Below are 17,843 nucleotides of genomic sequence, written 5' to 3' on the forward strand. Positions count from 1 at the left end.
GAAAGAGGAAGTACATTATGCCAATTATTACAGATGTATATGCAAGAGAAGTATTAGATTCAAGAGGAAATCCAACAGTTGAAGTTGAAGTTTCAATCGAAAGTGGAGAGTTTGCCTCTGCTATTGTACCTAGTGGTGCATCAACTGGAGAATATGAAGCAGTTGAATTAAGAGATGGAGATAAATCACGTTATGGTGGTAAAGGTGTAACTAAAGCAGTAGATAATGTTAATGATATTATTGCTGATGAAATTATCGGTTTAGATTGTCGTGATCAAGCAGGAATTGACTACTTGATGATTGATTTAGATGGAACAGATAATAAAGGTAAACTTGGAGCAAATGCTATTTTAGGTGTAAGTATGGCAGTCGCTAAAGTTGCTGCAATTTATAGTGGATTACCATTATACCAATACTTAGGTGGATTTAATGCAAGAGAATTACCAGTTCCAATGATGAACATTTTAAATGGTGGATCTCATGCTGATAACAATGTTGACTTTCAAGAGTTTATGATCTTACCAGTAGGTGCTCCTACTTTTAAAGAAGCATTAAGATATGGTGCAGAAGTATTCCACAGTCTTAAAGCAGTATTAACTGAAAAAAACTACAACACTGGTGTTGGTGATGAAGGTGGATTTGCACCAAATCTTGGATCAAATGAAGAAGCTATTCTTGTAATTTTAGAAGCTATTGAAAAAGCAGGATATAAAGCAGGAGAAGATATCTTATTAGGTATGGATGTTGCTTCAAGTGAATTCTATGATAAAGAAAAAGGTAAATATATTCTTGCTGGTGAAGGTAATAAAGAACTAACTTCAGCTGAATTAGTAGATTTCTATGTTAACTTAGTAGAAAAATACCCTGTAATTTCAATTGAAGATGGATTAGATGAAAACGATTGGGATGGATGGAAAATTCTTACAGAAAAATTAGGATCTAAAGTACAATTAGTAGGAGATGATTTATTAGTAACAAATACTAAAAAATTACAATCTGCAATTGAAAAAGATATAGCTAATTCAATTTTAATTAAAGTTAACCAAATTGGTACTTTAACTGAAACATTTGAAGCTATTGAACTTGCTAAAAGAAATAACTACACAACAGTTATCTCTCATAGATCAGGAGAAACAGAAGATACAATCATTGCAGACATTGCAGTTGCAACAAATGCTGGACAAATCAAAACTGGTTCACTTTCAAGAACAGATAGAATTGCTAAGTACAATCAATTATTAAGAATAGAAGATAATTTAGGTTCTACTGCTATATTTAGTGGTTCTAAAACTTTCTTTAACTTAAAATAATATTTATTTAAATAAGCAAAGCGCCAAATAATGGCGCTTTCTTTGTTTTTATTCATTTTTAAATCAAGTTGTAATATTACTAAGTAATATTAATATGTAAATAGAGATATTTTTAAGTTTTATAGATAAATTTATTATTATATTATAATAACAAGTTAATATTATTTGTTTAAATATAAATTGACTACTTGATATTATTTGTGATAACATTAATATTGTTAATAGATAGCTTTAAGTCTGTAACGTTTTTTCTATTTTGAAAAAAGGTAATAAGGCTTTTTTTGTTACATATAAGTATATAGCTATATTAAGTATAGATAATTTAATAATTAAGAGATCGCATTAAAAAAAGAATGAAGTATCATTCTTAAGAACTTAGCTTTTCTAGGCTTTGAACATGTTTTTTTAGAAGTTCGTTTAAGTCTAAATAATTAATAACATTAGTTTTCATAGTTTCATAATCAATGTCTATTTTATATTTGTTTTTTTGATTAGCTTTAACTACACAGTTGAAACGATTTACTTTCTTTTTCATAATACTCATCTCCCAAAATTTTATTTATATTATTATAGCCTATTATTATACTATAATCAACAATTATGCGATTATAAGTTTTTATTATATATTGTAGCGAAAAAGCATTATATATTGTTTTGATAATGATAAAGTTAAACACTTTTTAATTGTGTTAATTTTATGTGTATTATCTTTCATTAGTGTGTTATAATATTTTTTTAGGAGGTGTAGGATATGTTTAGAAAAAATAAGTTATTTTATTACAATGCTTTAGCACTTGCATTACCAAGTATAATTCAACAGTTTGTAATGATTTTTTCTTCAATGATTGACAATATTATGGTTGGTAGTCTAGATGCTGTTTCAATAGCAGGAGTATCAATTGCAAACCAAATATTTTGGATTTATACAATAGTTTTACTTGGTGTCTGTGCAGTAGGTGGTATTTTTATTGCTCAATATCAAGGAGCGGGTAATGATCAAAAGACAACTGAGGTTTTTAGGGTTACTTTACTAGTTGCAAGTATGTTAGGAATTGTCTTTTTTTTAATGATGCATTTTATTCCTACAATACCTTTAACTTTATTTTCTAATGATAGTGAAACAATTGATGCTGCATTACACTTTATTAAGTATATTAAGTATACATTCTTATTATATTCTGTAAGTACTGCAATTGGTGCTTCGTTGAAATATTATGGGATGATTAAAATATCAATGTATACTTCTATTCTAGCTGTAATAGTAAATATAATTTTAAACTACTTACTAATAAAGGGAAATTTAGGATTTCCAGCTTTAGGTGTTGAAGGTAGTGCAATTGCTACATTGGTTGCAAGAATAACTGAACTAATTGTTATTATATGGTTTATGATTAAATTAAGTACTCCAATTAAAACAAAAGTATTAGATATTATGCATTTTGATCATAAAGTCTTAGTAGATTACAAACAAAAAGCATATGGTTTAATTACTAATGAATTCTTCTGGGCATTAGGCTTTCAGTTAATTAATGTTGCTTATACCCAAAGAACAAGAGATAATATTGCAGCTTTAAGTATATCTAATGTTATTATTAATTTAATAACTGTTGGAATGTCAGGTATGAATGTTGCAGTAAGTATATTAGTAGGTAATAGTTTAGGTAAAGGGGATTTTGTAAAAGCAAAAAAAGATGCTTCAAGATTGTTTAAACTAAGTGCAGCTATTGGAATATTTTTAGGTAGTGCTGCATTAGCTAGTTCATTCTTTGTAACTTCTTTATATAATGTTGATGTTGAAATTATTTTAAAAGCTCGTTGGATGATTGCTGTTGCTGCTGGGTTTGCATTCCTATATTATTTAAATGCGACACATTTCTATGTTTTAAGAGCAGGTGGAGATACTAAATCAGTATTATTAATGGACTCTGGTTTTACTTGGGTTATTATATTACCATTAGCCTTTTTAACAGGATTTGCTCATTTATACATGCCAGTACATTATTTTATTATTCAATTTTTAGATTTAGTTAAATTAATTGTTGCACGTCATCGTTTTAAAAGAGGTAAGTGGTTAGTTAATTTAACTGAAGAATATGATATTAATAAAGCTATAGAATAATAAATCTTACAATAATGTAAGTATATTGTATGATTTTCTTAAGATATTTATTATTATAATTTGTTATTATACAAGTGTAGTTACCATACTACACATAATAATTCTTATAGTTGAATCCTTTTTGTTAAGTGATAGTTTTGCTATCACTTTTTTGATGCCTTTTTAAAAAATGTTATTTCTATAGATAATTATTGTCTTTTTAGTATTCAGTAGTTAATTTTATTCGATTACATTTAATAAAACAATTATAAATGTTATAATTACTTTGAAGAGGGTGAAAGATATGAAAAATGAAATAAAACATTTAGCTGTTATTTTAGATGGTAATGGCAGATGGGCTAAACAACGTAATTTACCACGTATTAAGGGTCATTATGAAGGTGGTAAAAGAGTAAAAGAAGTTGCTATAGCTGCAAGTAAAAGAGGGATAAAGAAAATGACAGTTTATGCATTTTCTACTGAAAATTGGAAAAGACCTGCTGATGAGGTTAATTATATATTTAAGTTACCAAAAATCTTTTTAGATGCATATTTGAAGGATTTAATGAAACATCAAATTAAGATAGAATATATTGGAAACTTTAGTGAAATTCCTTGCAATGCGCAAAAAAGTATTAATGAAACGATGGAAAAAACTAAAAATAATAGTGGGATGACTTTATCTTTTGCCTTAAATTATGGATCTAAAGATGAGATTGTTCAAGCTAGTAAAAAAATAGCAAGTTTAGTAATAGAAAACAGTTTGAATATTGATGATATAGATGAATCTTTATTCAATGATAATTTAATGGAGAAGATGCCAGTTGATCTTGTAATTAGAACAAGTGGAGAAAAGCGCTTATCTAATTTTTTACTATGGCAAGTAGCCTATAGTGAATTTTATTTTACTGATGTATTATGGCCAGATTTTAATGAAACACAATTAGATATTGCTTTGGATAACTATTATCAGCGAAATAGACGTTATGGAGGTTTGAATGATGAAGAGTAGAGTAATTACAGCCCTATTAATTGTTGCAGTAGTCGTTCCTGTTGTCTTTATCTCTGTAAATACCTTTAGAATCCTTGCAATTATTATTGCTGCTTTTGGAATTCATGAATTTTTAGATGTTTTTAAAGAGAAAAAGTATAGTTTAACTTCTAAAATTATTATATACACTTTAAGTATCTTGCCTGTTGTGTTAGTAACTGATATATTTAATGTTAGTATTGCATGGTTTGGTATTTGGACACTAATAATATTCTTATTAATGATAATAGATAAAAATATTGATTATTATGAAATGTCTAATCTCTATACTTTTATGATGTATCTAATTGCAACAACAACTAGTGCAATGTGGCTGAGATCTAATGATGATGGTTTTTATTTAATCATGTTTAGTATTTTTGTGACATCAGCAAGTGATACTGGTGCTTTATTGGCCGGTAAGTTGTTTGGTAAACATAAATTAATAGAACGTATTTCACCTAATAAAACCATAGAAGGTTCTATTGGTGGTATAGTTGCTTCTTTAGTAATGGGATTAGTCTTGTACTTAATTATGCCAATGCAAATAGATAGTATACCAATGGCTTTATTGTTTTCATTAGTTTTAGCTATCACTGGACAATTAGGTGATTTATTCTTTTCTAAAATTAAAAGAACAATGAATATTAAAGACTTTTCTAATATGTTACCTGGACATGGAGGTATATTAGATAGAATAGATTCTCATTTAACAAACTTTTTAGTTTTATGTCTTTTATTGGTATTTTGGAAGGGACTGTTTTAATTGAAAAAAATAATTATATTAGGTGCTAGTGGTTCTATTGGAACACAAGCACTAGATTTAATAAATGATAATAGAAATTTATATGAAGTAAATAAAATAAGTATTGGTAAAAATGTAGATATGTTAATAAAAATTCTTAATGTTTTTCCTAATATTAAAGAAGTAGCATTGCTTAAATCAGATAGAATCTCTGAGTTAAGAATAATGTTTCCTAATACATATTTTAATGATGATGAAGATGCAATAGTAAAATTAATAACAAATGATGATGATTATGATATTGTTTTAAATGCAATAGTAGGTTTTGCAGGATTAATACCTTCTATAGAAACAATAAAAAATGACAAAGTTTTAGCTTTAGCAAATAAAGAAACAATGGTAGTTGCAGGAAAACTGATTAATGATTTACTTATAGACCATCCATTATCATACATACTACCAGTAGATAGTGAACACTGTGCATTGTTTCAATGTATCAAAAATGGACAACATCATGAAGTTGAAAGACTTTTAATAACAGCAAGTGGTGGTAGTTTTAGAGATAAAACATTACAAGAGCTTGAAAATGTAACTGTTCAAGAAGCTTTAAATCATCCTAATTGGAATATGGGTGCTTCTATTACAATTGATAGTGCAACTATGTTAAATAAGGGATTAGAAGTAATTGAAGCACATTACTTATTTGGAATTGATTATGAAAATATAGAAGTTTTAATACATCGACAAAGCATTGTACACTCAATGGTAGATTTTAAAGATAGTTCTTGTATAGCACAACTATCAATGCCAGATATGAGACAACCAATAGAGTATGCTTTTGCTTATCCTAATAGAGAATCTTTTAATGAAAGTAGACTTGATTTTAGTAATGGTATGAATTTAACATTTGAACCTGTAGATTATCAAAGATTTAAAGGTTTAGCCTTAGCCTTTGAAGCAGGTAAAAAAGCCCACAGTTATCCTTGTGTCTTAAATGCCGCAAAAGAAGTAGCTACTAGAGCATTTCTCTTAGAATTAATACCATTTTTAGATATTGTTGAATATGTCGAAATAGCTTTAACAGATCACAAAGTAGTCAAAAATCCAACATTAGAACAACTAGTAAAGATAGATGCAGCCACTAGAAGTTATGTTGTGAATTTAATTAATAAGGAGAGAAATTAATGGAGATATTGAAATTTTTAGTAATATTATTAGTGCTAGTTAGTGTTCATGAATTTGGACATTTTATTGCAGCTAAGATATTTAATGTCTATGTAAGTGAATTTGCTCTAGGTTTTGGACCTAAAATATTCTCTCACAAAGGTAAAGAAACAGAATTTAGCATTCGAATGTTACCACTTGGTGGATTTGCAGCAATGGCAGGTGAAGATGTTGATCAAGACGAGCAATTAGCTCATTTAAATCTACCAGTAGAAAGAACGCTAAAAGGAGTAAATAGATTAAAACAATTTATTATCATGTTTGCAGGAGCATTTATGAATATTGTTTTAGCATTTATAATATTTTGTGGTATTGCAGCAACCCAAGATACGATAAATCCACAACCAATTATTGGTGTTGTAAGTAATGATTCTCCTGCAGCTAAAGCTGGTTTAAAAACAGGAGACTTAGTTACTAGTATTGAACAAGATAAACATACAACTAAAATTACAACATATTCTGATCTAAGTATATTTACTTCTTTAAATAAAGAAGGACAAGCATATACGATGAATGTATTAAGAGATAATAAGAATGTATCTTTAGATATAAAACCAGCATATGTAAAAGAAGAAGAAAGATATATTGCAGGCTTTTCACCATCAGTGTTAGCAGCAAGTAAAAATCCAAAAGATATTATTGTTAATGGTTTTAACATGAGTGTTGATGGTGCTAAAAGTATTTTTACTAGCTTAAAGATGTTATTCACAGGAAAAGCTGGAGTTAATGATCTATCAGGTCCAGTAGGAATGATTGAAATGACTAAAGACATTGATAGTAGTTCAGGTATAGTAGGATTAATCAACTTTACAGCCCTATTAAGCATGAACTTAGCAATCTTTAATTTATTACCAATTCCAGCACTAGATGGTGGACGTATTTTAATATTAATTATTGAAGCTGTAACAAGACGTAAGTTTAGCTCAGAATTAGAATCACGTATTATCGGTGTTAGTTTTGCACTGTTAATGGCATTAATTGTCTTTGTAACATTTAATGACATATTAAAAATATTTAATGGATAAAAAGAGGAGAACATCATGGAAACAAGTATAATTATTAAAGATGTTGCCACTTCATTAGCAATTAAACCGTCTCAAGTTGAGACGGTTATTGATTTATTAAGTGACAATCAAACAATACCCTTTATCGCAAGATATCGTAAAGAAAAGACCGAAGGACTAGATGAAAATCAAATATTTGAAATATCAACAGTATATGAATATGCAAAAAACCTAGTTCAAAGAAAAGAAGATGTTATACGATTAATTGATGAAAAAGGATTGTTAACACCAGAATTAAAACAATCTATCTTAAAAGCAGAAAGGTTAGTTGATGTTGAAAATATCTACCAACCATTTAAAGAAGGTAAAAAAACTAAAGCTGCAATTGCTAAAGAATATGGCTTAGAACCTCTTGCAAAACTATTATTAAGCAACCCTAATTTAAATGTTGAAACAGAAGCTATAAACTATTTAAATGAAAATGTTGAAACAGTTGAAAAAGCAATTGAGTATGCTTTGGATATTATCGCTTTTGATGCAACAGCTAATCCAAAAGTTAGAACAACATTAAGTGAAAGAATTAATGATCAGGCAATTTTAAATACATCAGAAAAGAAAAAGCATGATGATGAAAAAGGAATTTTTAAAAATTATTATGATTATACAGAAAAATTTACTAAAATTGCAAACCATCGACTATTAGGGATTAATAGAGGTGTCAATAAAAAAGTAATTACAATGAAAATAGAACAAAACGATCAAGCTAATATTAACTATATTTACAACTCATTGAAAATAAAAGATGGACTTAATAAAGAACTAATATTAAAAGGTATTGAAGATGGATATAAAAGATTGTTACTTCCAAGTATTCATCGTGCTATGTATAGTGAAAAGTTAGAAGTTGCTTCTGATGATGCAATTGAATTATTTGCTAAAAATCTAGAACAATTACTATTACAACCACCATTAAAAAACAAGGTAATACTAGGATTTGATCCAGGATTAAGAACAGGTTGTAAAATTGCTGTTATTGATCAAGGAGGAAATTTATTGCATGTTGATATCATCTATCCATTTTTTAAAAATGGTTTTAATGAAACAGAAGGTAGTAAACTAGCCAAAATGATTAAAGATTATAAAGTTGAGGTAGTTGCTATAGGTAATGGTACTGCTAGTCGTGAAAGTGAACAGTTTGTAGCACAGGTAATAGAAAAATATAAACTTGATACAAGCTTTGCTATTATTAGTGAAATTGGAGCAAGTGTCTATTCAGCATCTAAAACAGCCCAAGAAGAATTTCCTGATTTAACAGTCGAAAAAAGATCAGCAATCTCTATTGCAAGACGATTATTAGATCCACTTTCAGAATTAATAAAAATTGATGCTAAATCAATTGGTGTTGGTCAATATCAACATGATGTAAATCAAAAAAGTTTAGAAAAAAAATTAGATTTTACAGTTGAAAAGATAGTAAATGATGTTGGAGTTGATCTAAATACGGCTAGTCCTTATTTATTAGCTCACATATCTGGATTAAGTAAAACAATTGGTAAGAACATTATGCAATACAGATTAGATAATGGGCCATTCAACAGTCGTGTTCAACTTAAAAAAGTTGCCAAATTAGGACCTAAAGCATTTGAACAATCAGCTGGATTTTTAAGAATAGTAGATGGTAAAAACATATTGGATAAAACAACAATTCATCCAGAAAGTTATGAAGTTACTAAAGAGTTATTAAAACATTTAAATCTTGATTTAACACAACTAAATGATGAAAGTTTTAAAGAAAAAATTAGTAATGTTGATGTGAATAATATTTCTTTACAATTAGGCAGTGACAAGTATACAATAGAAGGTATATTAAATGCTTTAAAACACCCAAATCTAGATATTAGAGAAAAGCTAGAAAAAGTGCAGCTTAAAAAAAGTGTAATGAGCATTGATGATTTAGAAGTAGGAATGAAGCTACAAGGAGTAGTTAGAAATGTAGTTGATTTTGGAGCGTTTGTTGATGTAGGGTTAAAAAATGATGGATTAGTACATTTATCTCAAATAAGTAATAGTTATATAAAACATCCAAGTGAAAAGGTTTCAGTAAATGATATTGTCGATGTAACTGTTATCAAAATAGATCCTAAATCATCTAAAATCTCTTTAAGTATGAAAAAATAGAAAGGGTATGTAAAAATGTATAAAATATATAGAAGTGATATGCAATTAAGAAAATATTTCTTATTTAATTATGGAAATCATTATCGTAGAATGTTAGATTACAATCTAATTGGAATTGATAAACTACCTAATAAAGATCTAAGTATTGTTTTTAATGCTGCTGATCCAAAGGAAATGTTAGCTGACATTTTAAAAGAACAACATGATATAAGCAATGAAGATAAGACAAACTTTGAAAAGTTTTTATTTGAAATGGAAGTAGGAGATGCTGTTTGTTTAGTTGATTCTAAATCAGTTAGAGCAGTAGGTATAATAGAATCAAACTATCGTTTCAATAAAAATAAAGAAGTTCCACATGTTAGAGCAGTTAAGTGGCTAAATAAAGAAACAATGAGTATTGAAGATGGTAATCACCGAATCAAGATAAGACAAGTTGAAAAACAATCAACTCATGAGATGATTGAACAAGTTATAAATGAAGCTTTAGTATCTGATGATAATGGTATGTTAATAAATTACCCTTCATTTATTTCAACAGATGAATATTTAACATTTTTTGAAAATGTAACTTTTAACCCTCATGAAATTGAACTACTTCATATTATATATAAAAATCAAGATTGTGGAATATCTATCTATGAACTGCAAAAACAATATGTTGGTATAAGAGTAAAAGAATCACTAGAAAATTTAGCACGAAAAATATCAAGACAGTTTAAACTTAAAAAAGTTGAAGGTATGTGGACTCCAAACTTATTTAATGGAATTGTTAGAGATGGTCATTTATGTTTAATAATGAAAAATGAATTGGCAACTGCATTAAAAGAAGCTGGTTTAATTCATGAAGATCAATTAAGAGCGGGATCAAAGTATACTTTAGCTGAAGCAGCTACTAATAGTGTTTATACAAGAGGTTACTTTGAAGAAGCACTTAGATTAATTGAAATGAAAAAAACATTACATATTGTTGGTGATTGGGGTACAGGTAAATCATATTTTGCTAGAAAACTAGCATATTTAGTACTAGAAGATCGTAATCTTGATAATATGTTACATATTAAAATGACTAAAAATATGACATATGAAGTATTAATGGATGAAAAAACAGGATTACTGTATAATTTTATTGAGATGGCTCGTAAAAATACAATGGATAATTTTGTTATTATTTTTGAAGATGCACACTCTATTAATATAGATGATGTTGCAGCAGAAATATCATATTTAATGGAAGATAATAACAGAGCTAAAGAAAGTGCTTTAGATGTACCATACAGTCCTACAAAATATTATTTACCAGATAATATTTATATTTTAATGACTTATAGAGATGTTCCAGGAATGTTTAATCCTTATGAAATATCAAATAATTTAATATTTGAGATGAATGCTATGTATAATGATCGCTTTATCCATATGTTTGAAGACCATAAACTTGCAAGTTTTATCGCAAAAACTTTTACAGAACTAAATCAAGAGCTACAAGATTATGGACTAACTATTAATCATGGATTGTTCTTGAAAAAAGATCGTGGTATTAATATTGATGAATACAAGACAGTTGTAAAATATAAATTAATGCCAATCTTTAAAAGAGTAATGGATAACAGTGACTATGAACAAGCATTAGCTAAGATTAAATCATTTTATGAAAAATAGAAAGAGGAGTTTTCCTCTTTTTTTATATTAGTTGACATGATGTTTAAAATTGTGAATTATATAATCTTTATATTCATAATTATCGAGTTAGAGATAGATAATTATTGTCTTTTCAATAATAATGGAGTATATTTAAATGAGAAATCAAAAAGGAGGAGTTTTATGAAGAAGAATATTATAAGTTTCTTAGTAGCAATAATGTTGATGTTTGGCTTTTCAACGACAGTAATGCAATTTAATATCAATGCTGAAACAACACAAACAAATAATGAAGCTAAAGCTGTGGATGAAAATGGTGATGTCATTGAAAAAGAAGCAAGAGTTGGTATAATGCCAGTTAGTGATAATATAAATGAAGATAATAAAGCAGTAGATGAAAAAGGTAATGTAATTGAAAAAACAGCAAAACAACCGGAAAATATTAATAAGGGTTTTGTAATTGGTCAAGATACTGTCATAATAATTGGTGCTATTGTAGTTACAGGTATCTATTATTTATTAACTAAAAGAAATTCTTTTGGAAATAAAGATAAAGGCTTTTTAAGAAAGAATCTATTAACTGATATGAAAAAAGTAGATGAAGAAATTAATAATGCTAAAATTGAAAGAGATAAAAAAAGATTAGCTAGGGATGCAGCTAATGTAGAATCTGATATTAAAAACATTGAACAAGATAAGATTAGAATTGAAAAAGAAAATAATTCAGAAGAAAAATAGTAAACAACAAAAAAATGGTTACCTTCAAATGAAGGCAACCATTTTTTGTTTTAGATTTCTTTTGTGTTATTTCTTTTAACATAATCAACTGCAATTAAAGCAGCTAATTTAGCATTGTTATATACTAATTCAATATTAGCAGTTAATGATTTACCTTCGGTAATATCTTTAACTGTTTTTAATAAGAATGGTGTTTGTTCAAAACCTTTAATACCTTGTTCATTCATTGAAGCTACAGCTTTTTCAATTGCAGAATTAATTGTATCATAATCCATTGCATGTTCAGTTGGAATAGGATTAGTAATAACTACTCCACCAACCATACCACTAGTCCACTTACAATCAATTAAAGCAGCAATATCACTTGGAGTTTGCATGTTGTAATTTACAGAATAATTACGTCCAGTAGTGTAGAACTCTGGTAAAGTATCAGTTTGATAACCAAGTACTTCAACTCCAGCAGTTTCTAAATATTCTAATGTTTTAGGTAAATCTAAGATTGATTTAATTCCAGCACAGATAACAGCAACTGAAGTGTTTTGAAGTTCTTCTAAATCTGCAGAGATATCAAATGTTAATTCAGCACCTCTGTGAACACCACCAATTCCACCAGTAGCAAATACTTTAATTCCAGCTAATTCAGAAGCATACATTGTTGTTGCAACAGTAGTAGCTCCAATTTTCTTTTGACTTAAAACATAACCAAAGTCTTTACGAGATGTTTTGATAACACCTTTTTCAGTTGCAAGTCTTTCTAAATCTGCATCGCTTAGTCCAATTTTAATTTTTCCATCCATTAAACAGATAGTTGCAGGAACTGCTCCATTATCTCTGATTATTTGTTCACATTTTTTAGCCATTTCAACATTTTGTGGATAAGGCATACCATGTGAAATGATAGTTGATTCTAAAGCAACAATAGGTTGATTATTTTCAAGTGCTTGTTTGATTTCAGGTGTAAATTCTAATAGTTTATTATATGTTTTCATATTTTATAACTCCTTAAGTAAATTTTGTGTAATATTAGCTGAAACAGCTATTTGATCTTGTAATGTTAATGCAGACATCTTACTACCAAGTTTAATACCAGTAGCAATGTCTAAGTTATTAGTGATTGCATAAAGCAAACCACCGCTAAAGCAATCTCCAGCACCAATAGTAGAAATAGGTTGTACATATTCTACATTAAATATTTGATGAGTAGTATTGTGATAGTAATTAATAGGTTTTTCTTTATCTGTAATGATAATATGCATTTGTTTATACTTTAAGCTTACAGCTTGCTTATCATTAGTATCGAATAAAGCAGTGAATTCTTCATCAGTACATTTTAAATAGTCTAATTTATTTAAATAAGGTTTAAAAGCACTAACTTTTGCAGCTGAAGTTGCATCAGCAAATATTGTCTTGTTTAGATTAAAGACAAAATCTAAAATAACAGGAGAATTAGCATCAACACCAATTAATTTGTAATTAGTGTAATCAATACTGTTTAATAATTCAGTAGTAAACTTGCTTGCGATATCCATACTACTTATAGATAAGTAGTAATCATTATTTTCATCTAATATAGATGTAAAAGATGATGTTGGCATATCTACTTCATTTACAAAAACAGTTCCATCTAGCTTTTCAAGGTGATCAATCATTGCTTTTGCAAACATATCATTACCAATGTTTGTTGCAAAGTCAGCTTTAAAACCTAAACGTAAAATGCTTTCAAAGATGTTACGTCCAACTCCACCCATGCCATAATAGGTAATACCAGGATTTTTATCAAAGGGAACAATCTTTTGATATGACTTAGCTATAATATCAATATTACAACTACCAAAGATTAATAATTCATTCAATAAAAGGACCTCCTTTATTATATTTATTTTACTTAGTTAACTGGTTAGAATACGATGAAAATTTCAGTTAATCTATAATATAACATTAACAGTAAACAAATTCAACTATTATTAAATGTAATTTTTGTGAAAGATTAACTACTTGTAAATATATAAGTGTATTTATAGTGACATTATATCGATATTAAGATGTATTCATTATAAATTAGCTATATTTCAGACAAACATTACTAAAATGTAATGTTATTTGCAACTTTAATGCAAGTTAATTTATTGTTAAAATACTTTATTTTGAAAAAAGCAAGTTTTTTTATCGTTTCCTATACCTAAGGTAATTACTAATAAAAAACAGTAAAACAACATAATAATTCATACAAAAGATATACAAAACATGACAAAAATGTAATGTAAAATGAAGGTGCGTTGAAAAAGGAATATTACAAGAAGTGGTATTATGTATTCACAAAATTAAAGAGAAATTGATTCAAAGGAGAGATTTAATGTATTTTAGGAAGTATGCGAAACTGATAATGGTAGTTGGATTAGCATTTCTAATAATGTTAGGACATAACAATAGTGTTTCAGCTAAAACAGTCACATCAACTAAAAAAACATATTACTCGAATAAGAAAGTAAAATATAAATATGTTTTTGTTAAAAAGAATAAAGTAACTACAGAGTATAAAAGATATACTTACTCTAAGTCAGGAAAGTTAACTAATAGAAAAATCGTTCGTTATAAAAGCGGTAAAAGATATTTAACTACTTACTATCGTTATAAAGGAAAAAAAGCTATTAAAACTTCAAGAGTTTATTATTACAATACGTTTTCAAAAAAAATAAAAGCAACTAGTGGTGCTTTTGCAAAGAGAACTTATAAATCTAATGGTAAAACAACAAAAAAATTAAAATATTATTCTAAAACTGGTAAAAGAAGCGCTGTTGCTGCTAAAGCTAAAACTTTAGTTGGTAAAAAATATCGCTATGGTGGAACTACTACTAAAGGTTTTGATTGTAGTGGTCTAACTAGTTATGTTTATAATAAAACAGTATCTAAATCAATAGGACGTACAACTGGTTCACAAACTAAAAAAGGTAGTTATGTAAAATTAAGTACTAAAAAACTACAACCAGGAGATCTATTGTTCTGGGGTTCTAAAAGTTCTCCATATCATGTAGGTGTTTATATTGGTTCTGGAAAGTATGTTCATGCATCAACTCCAAAATCAGGAGTAATTGTAAATAAACTAAGCACATACAAACCAGCATATGCAAAAAGAGTTATTTAATACATTAAGCGGTCATTTGACTGCTTTTTTTATTTACTAATAGTTAAAGTTAATTATTAAATATAATGGCTTATTTAGTCTTATTTGGCTAATTAAAGGCAATGTCACTTTTATAATAATTCATATAGCTATTTTAGACTGTATTTTTAATATTCTAGTTATTCATTAACTGATAATATCATTTTAAGTCTAGATCGATGTTATTATACTCTTTACTTTTATTATTATTAAAAGTATCTAAGTAATTAAGTATTCTAATTTTTAGTTGTGAATCATTATTATTATAAATGTATTCACTTTTTTTAAAGTTAGTAAAACAGGTTACAAGTAAAAAAAGGATTAATAGAGGAATCAAGTGTTTAAATTTCATATAAATACTACCTTTCTTTTGAAAATGATGGACATAAGTTCTTTCTACTTAAAGTCTATCATTCTAGATTATCAAATTCAAGATGTATAATGTAGCTAAACCTTACAATTTCATTATATTGTATACAATTAAATTTGGATAAATAAAATACCTCAAAGTGCATTTATGCAGTTTTAAGGTATTTGTCTATTGTTTATTATGTTTTATTGTATCAAAATCATTTGTTTTTAAGTTTTTTAAATTTAAATTGTATTTTTATTATTGGTAGAGACTTTTTCTAAAAAATATATTGTCTTAATTGATGAATTATTAACATCTTTAGTAATAGAGTACATGATCTAAATTTACTAATTTATCAAAACCTTTAAAGTAAGTCACCATCTCTTTTTAAAAGCTTACTAGCAACATAATGTTCAAAGTATATTTTAAATTTATCTATACTGTTTATATTTATATGTTCATATAATTCTGAGTTGTAAAGAGCTGTAATTTTGTTTTGATCTTCACTAATGTTATGAAAGGCTTTTGTTTCTTTATTATTATTACAACTTATTACTATACTAAGCATTAATGCTATACTTATTATTTCTTTAAATTTCATAGTTTTCTTTCCTTTATTGATAACTAGATAATACTGTTAATGTATTAATTGAAATATTTACTTTTGTTTTTGCAAAAGAATAATAATACCTTTGTTTTTTAATTTTATACTTAATTCAGGATGTTAGACTTTATATTAGCTTTTATTAGGTTTACTCCTATTTATAAGATAATTTAATTTTAACTATAAATAAAAAGAGTGTCAATTAATCTTGTGGATAAAAACCTTACAATTTCATTACATTGCATAAAGTATATTTTCTATTTATCAATAAAGATAATATTAATAAAAAAAGATAAGAAATTGCTTTCTTATCTTAAAATATTATGGTTCTATAATTTATAGGGTGGAATAACAAATTCAAGATTACTTGAAATGTTATCCACCCTTAAATTGTTAATATAAAGAAAAAGACATTTATCTTTGTTATAATTTAAGCGACAAAACTAAATTAAGGAGATAAATGTCATGATTAATAATAACATAATTAATAAAAACAATAAAGAATTAAAAGAAATTATTGGAATTAATGACTCCAATATTAACATATATAAATTTCAAGATGAAAAAATTAAAGATAATATTTCTAAAGTATTTTATGGAATTCTATTTTTTAATGATAATGTTTGTCCTAAATGTAATAAAGTTCATAATAAATTTTATGTACATAATAAAAAAGTATCTCTTATTAAATTACCTATGGTTTCTGGTTTTGATGCTTATTTAAAACTTACTAAAACTCGTTACAAATGTATGGAATGTAATAAAACTTTTATTCCTGCTAATACCCTAACAAATCCTGGATGTTTTATTTCTAATAAAGTTAAATATCTTATTGCTCTTAAATTAACTGATATGCTTACTTGTACTTATATTGCTAAAGATCATAATGTATCTACACATTCTGTTTTTAGAGTATTAGATACATATGCAGAGGCTGCTAAATCTACTACTATTAAATCCTATTTACCAAAAGTACTTCATTTTGATGAGTTTAAATCTACTAAAGATGCTGATGGCAATATGTCCTTTGTTATTATGGATGGTGAAAAAAGAAAGCTACTAGATATCGTAGAAAACAGGCAAAAAGCTTACTTAGAGAACTATTTTAGCTATTATACAAAAGAAGCTATTGATAATGTTGAATATATTGTAATTGATATGTATACACCTTATATTGAAATCATTAAAAATGTCTTTACTAATGCTAAAATAATATTAGATAGATTTCATATTTATCAGAATTTAACTAGAGCCTTTAATAAAACTAGAGTTGCAATTATGAATGCAGATGAAAAAAACAGAAATAAGTTCAAAAATTTTTGGAAACCTATATTACAGTTAAAAGAGAATCTTTCAGAAGTGATGTTTAAGCATGCAACCTTTAATTATAAGTTTATAAACAATAAAGCAATTCTAAATTATTTAATCGAGAATAATGAGGACTTTAAAAATAATTATGAAATATATCAAGATTTACTATTTTCTTTAAAATACAATAATATGGAAATGTTTAAGAAAACAATTGATCAGCCTAATAAATTAGCTTCAGATAAAATTAAAACTTGTATATCTACCTTTATTAAGTATTATGAATATATTAAAGATAGTTTCGATGTTGAGTATAATAATGGAATAATAGAAGGTACAATATCTAAATTCAAGAAGTTAAAAACAATATCTTGTGGCTTTAGAAGATTTGAAAGATTAAAAACTAGAATAATGATACAAGAATTATTAATTGTATAGCGATAAAGGATAAAAA

16 protein-coding genes are annotated in these 17,843 nt (G+C 26.9%); 11 read left to right on the forward strand and 5 right to left on the reverse strand.

From position 1 onward, the window contains the following. The first annotated feature begins 17 nt into the window (after positions 1-17). On the forward strand, positions 18-1,310 hold the full coding sequence (eno, locus tag ACD762_RS01440; RefSeq protein ID WP_423364109.1) for a phosphopyruvate hydratase: 1,293 nt from the start codon (positions 18-20) through the stop codon (positions 1,308-1,310). Positions 1,311-1,677: 367 nt separating this feature from the next. Here eno and ACD762_RS01445 read toward each other — a convergent pair whose 3' ends face one another. Continuing rightward, a complete protein-coding gene (locus tag ACD762_RS01445) occupies positions 1,678-1,845 on the reverse strand; it encodes a hypothetical protein (RefSeq protein ID WP_423364110.1) in 168 nt (55 codons plus the stop codon). 216 nt (positions 1,846-2,061) lie between these two features. Between ACD762_RS01445 and ACD762_RS01450 the strand changes: the two genes are divergently transcribed. The 8 genes from ACD762_RS01450 to ACD762_RS01485 all read left to right on the forward strand — a co-directional run bounded on the left by ACD762_RS01450 (position 2,062) and on the right by ACD762_RS01485 (position 11,965). Next, the gene (locus ACD762_RS01450; RefSeq protein WP_423364111.1) at positions 2,062-3,429 is read left to right on the forward strand and encodes an MATE family efflux transporter; all 1,368 of its coding nucleotides are present in this window, start codon (positions 2,062-2,064) and stop codon (positions 3,427-3,429) included. A 283-nt stretch (positions 3,430-3,712) separates the two neighbouring features. Next, positions 3,713-4,420 carry an isoprenyl transferase gene (locus ACD762_RS01455; protein ID WP_423364112.1) on the forward strand — a complete coding sequence of 236 codons (708 nt, stop codon included), beginning with the start codon at positions 3,713-3,715 and terminating at the stop codon, positions 4,418-4,420. Beyond that, positions 4,407-5,204 (forward strand): phosphatidate cytidylyltransferase, encoded by a 798-nt coding sequence (locus ACD762_RS01460; RefSeq protein ID WP_423364113.1) that lies wholly within the window; start codon positions 4,407-4,409, stop codon positions 5,202-5,204. Before ACD762_RS01455 ends, ACD762_RS01460 begins: the two co-directional genes overlap by 14 nt. Beyond that, positions 5,205-6,368: a 1-deoxy-D-xylulose-5-phosphate reductoisomerase gene (gene dxr, locus ACD762_RS01465; RefSeq protein ID WP_423364114.1), complete on the forward strand. Its 1,164-nt coding sequence runs from the start codon at positions 5,205-5,207 to the stop codon at positions 6,366-6,368. Then, complete coding sequence (rseP, locus tag ACD762_RS01470; RefSeq protein ID WP_423364115.1) at positions 6,368-7,432, forward strand: RIP metalloprotease RseP; 1,065 nt, start codon at positions 6,368-6,370, stop codon at positions 7,430-7,432. The genes dxr and rseP overlap by 1 nt, the downstream gene beginning before the upstream one ends. Positions 7,433-7,447: 15 nt before the next feature. Beyond that, a complete protein-coding gene (locus ACD762_RS01475) occupies positions 7,448-9,589 on the forward strand; it encodes a helix-hairpin-helix domain-containing protein (protein WP_423364116.1) in 2,142 nt (713 codons plus the stop codon). Between the two features lie 15 nt (positions 9,590-9,604). Continuing rightward, positions 9,605-11,248: a hypothetical protein gene (locus ACD762_RS01480; RefSeq protein ID WP_423364117.1), complete on the forward strand. Its 1,644-nt coding sequence runs from the start codon at positions 9,605-9,607 to the stop codon at positions 11,246-11,248. 162 nt (positions 11,249-11,410) lie between these two features. Continuing rightward, positions 11,411-11,965 (forward strand): hypothetical protein, encoded by a 555-nt coding sequence (locus ACD762_RS01485; RefSeq protein ID WP_423364118.1) that lies wholly within the window; start codon positions 11,411-11,413, stop codon positions 11,963-11,965. Between the two features lie 50 nt (positions 11,966-12,015). On the opposite strand, the gene ACD762_RS01490 is transcribed toward ACD762_RS01485, so the two are convergent. Beyond that, positions 12,016-12,954, reverse strand: coding sequence for a pseudouridine-5'-phosphate glycosidase (locus tag ACD762_RS01490; RefSeq protein ID WP_423364119.1), 939 nt, complete (start codon positions 12,952-12,954; stop codon positions 12,016-12,018). Between the two features lie 3 nt (positions 12,955-12,957). After that, complete coding sequence (locus tag ACD762_RS01495) at positions 12,958-13,818, reverse strand: PfkB family carbohydrate kinase (RefSeq protein WP_423364120.1); 861 nt, start codon at positions 13,816-13,818, stop codon at positions 12,958-12,960. Between the two features lie 500 nt (positions 13,819-14,318). Here ACD762_RS01495 and ACD762_RS01500 point away from each other — a divergent pair, with 500 nt between their 5' ends. Further along, a complete protein-coding gene (locus ACD762_RS01500) occupies positions 14,319-15,107 on the forward strand; it encodes a C40 family peptidase (RefSeq protein ID WP_423364121.1) in 789 nt (262 codons plus the stop codon). Between the two features lie 154 nt (positions 15,108-15,261). On the opposite strand, the gene ACD762_RS01505 is transcribed toward ACD762_RS01500, so the two are convergent. Beyond that, entirely contained in the window at positions 15,262-15,477 is a 216-nt protein-coding gene (locus ACD762_RS01505) for a hypothetical protein (protein ID WP_423364122.1), read from the reverse strand. A 364-nt stretch (positions 15,478-15,841) separates the two neighbouring features. Then, a complete protein-coding gene (locus tag ACD762_RS01510; protein WP_423364123.1) occupies positions 15,842-16,078 on the reverse strand; it encodes a hypothetical protein in 237 nt (78 codons plus the stop codon). Positions 16,079-16,546: 468 nt separating this feature from the next. Here ACD762_RS01510 and ACD762_RS01515 point away from each other — a divergent pair, with 468 nt between their 5' ends. Further along, positions 16,547-17,827 (forward strand): ISL3 family transposase, encoded by a 1,281-nt coding sequence (locus ACD762_RS01515; RefSeq protein WP_423364124.1) that lies wholly within the window; start codon positions 16,547-16,549, stop codon positions 17,825-17,827. Positions 17,828-17,843: the final 16 nt, after the last annotated feature.

It is taken from the genome of Mycoplasma sp. P36-A1 (genome assembly GCF_049478495.1).
Classification (GTDB): domain Bacteria; phylum Bacillota_I; class Bacilli_A; order JAJDGJ01; family JAJDGJ01; genus P36-A1.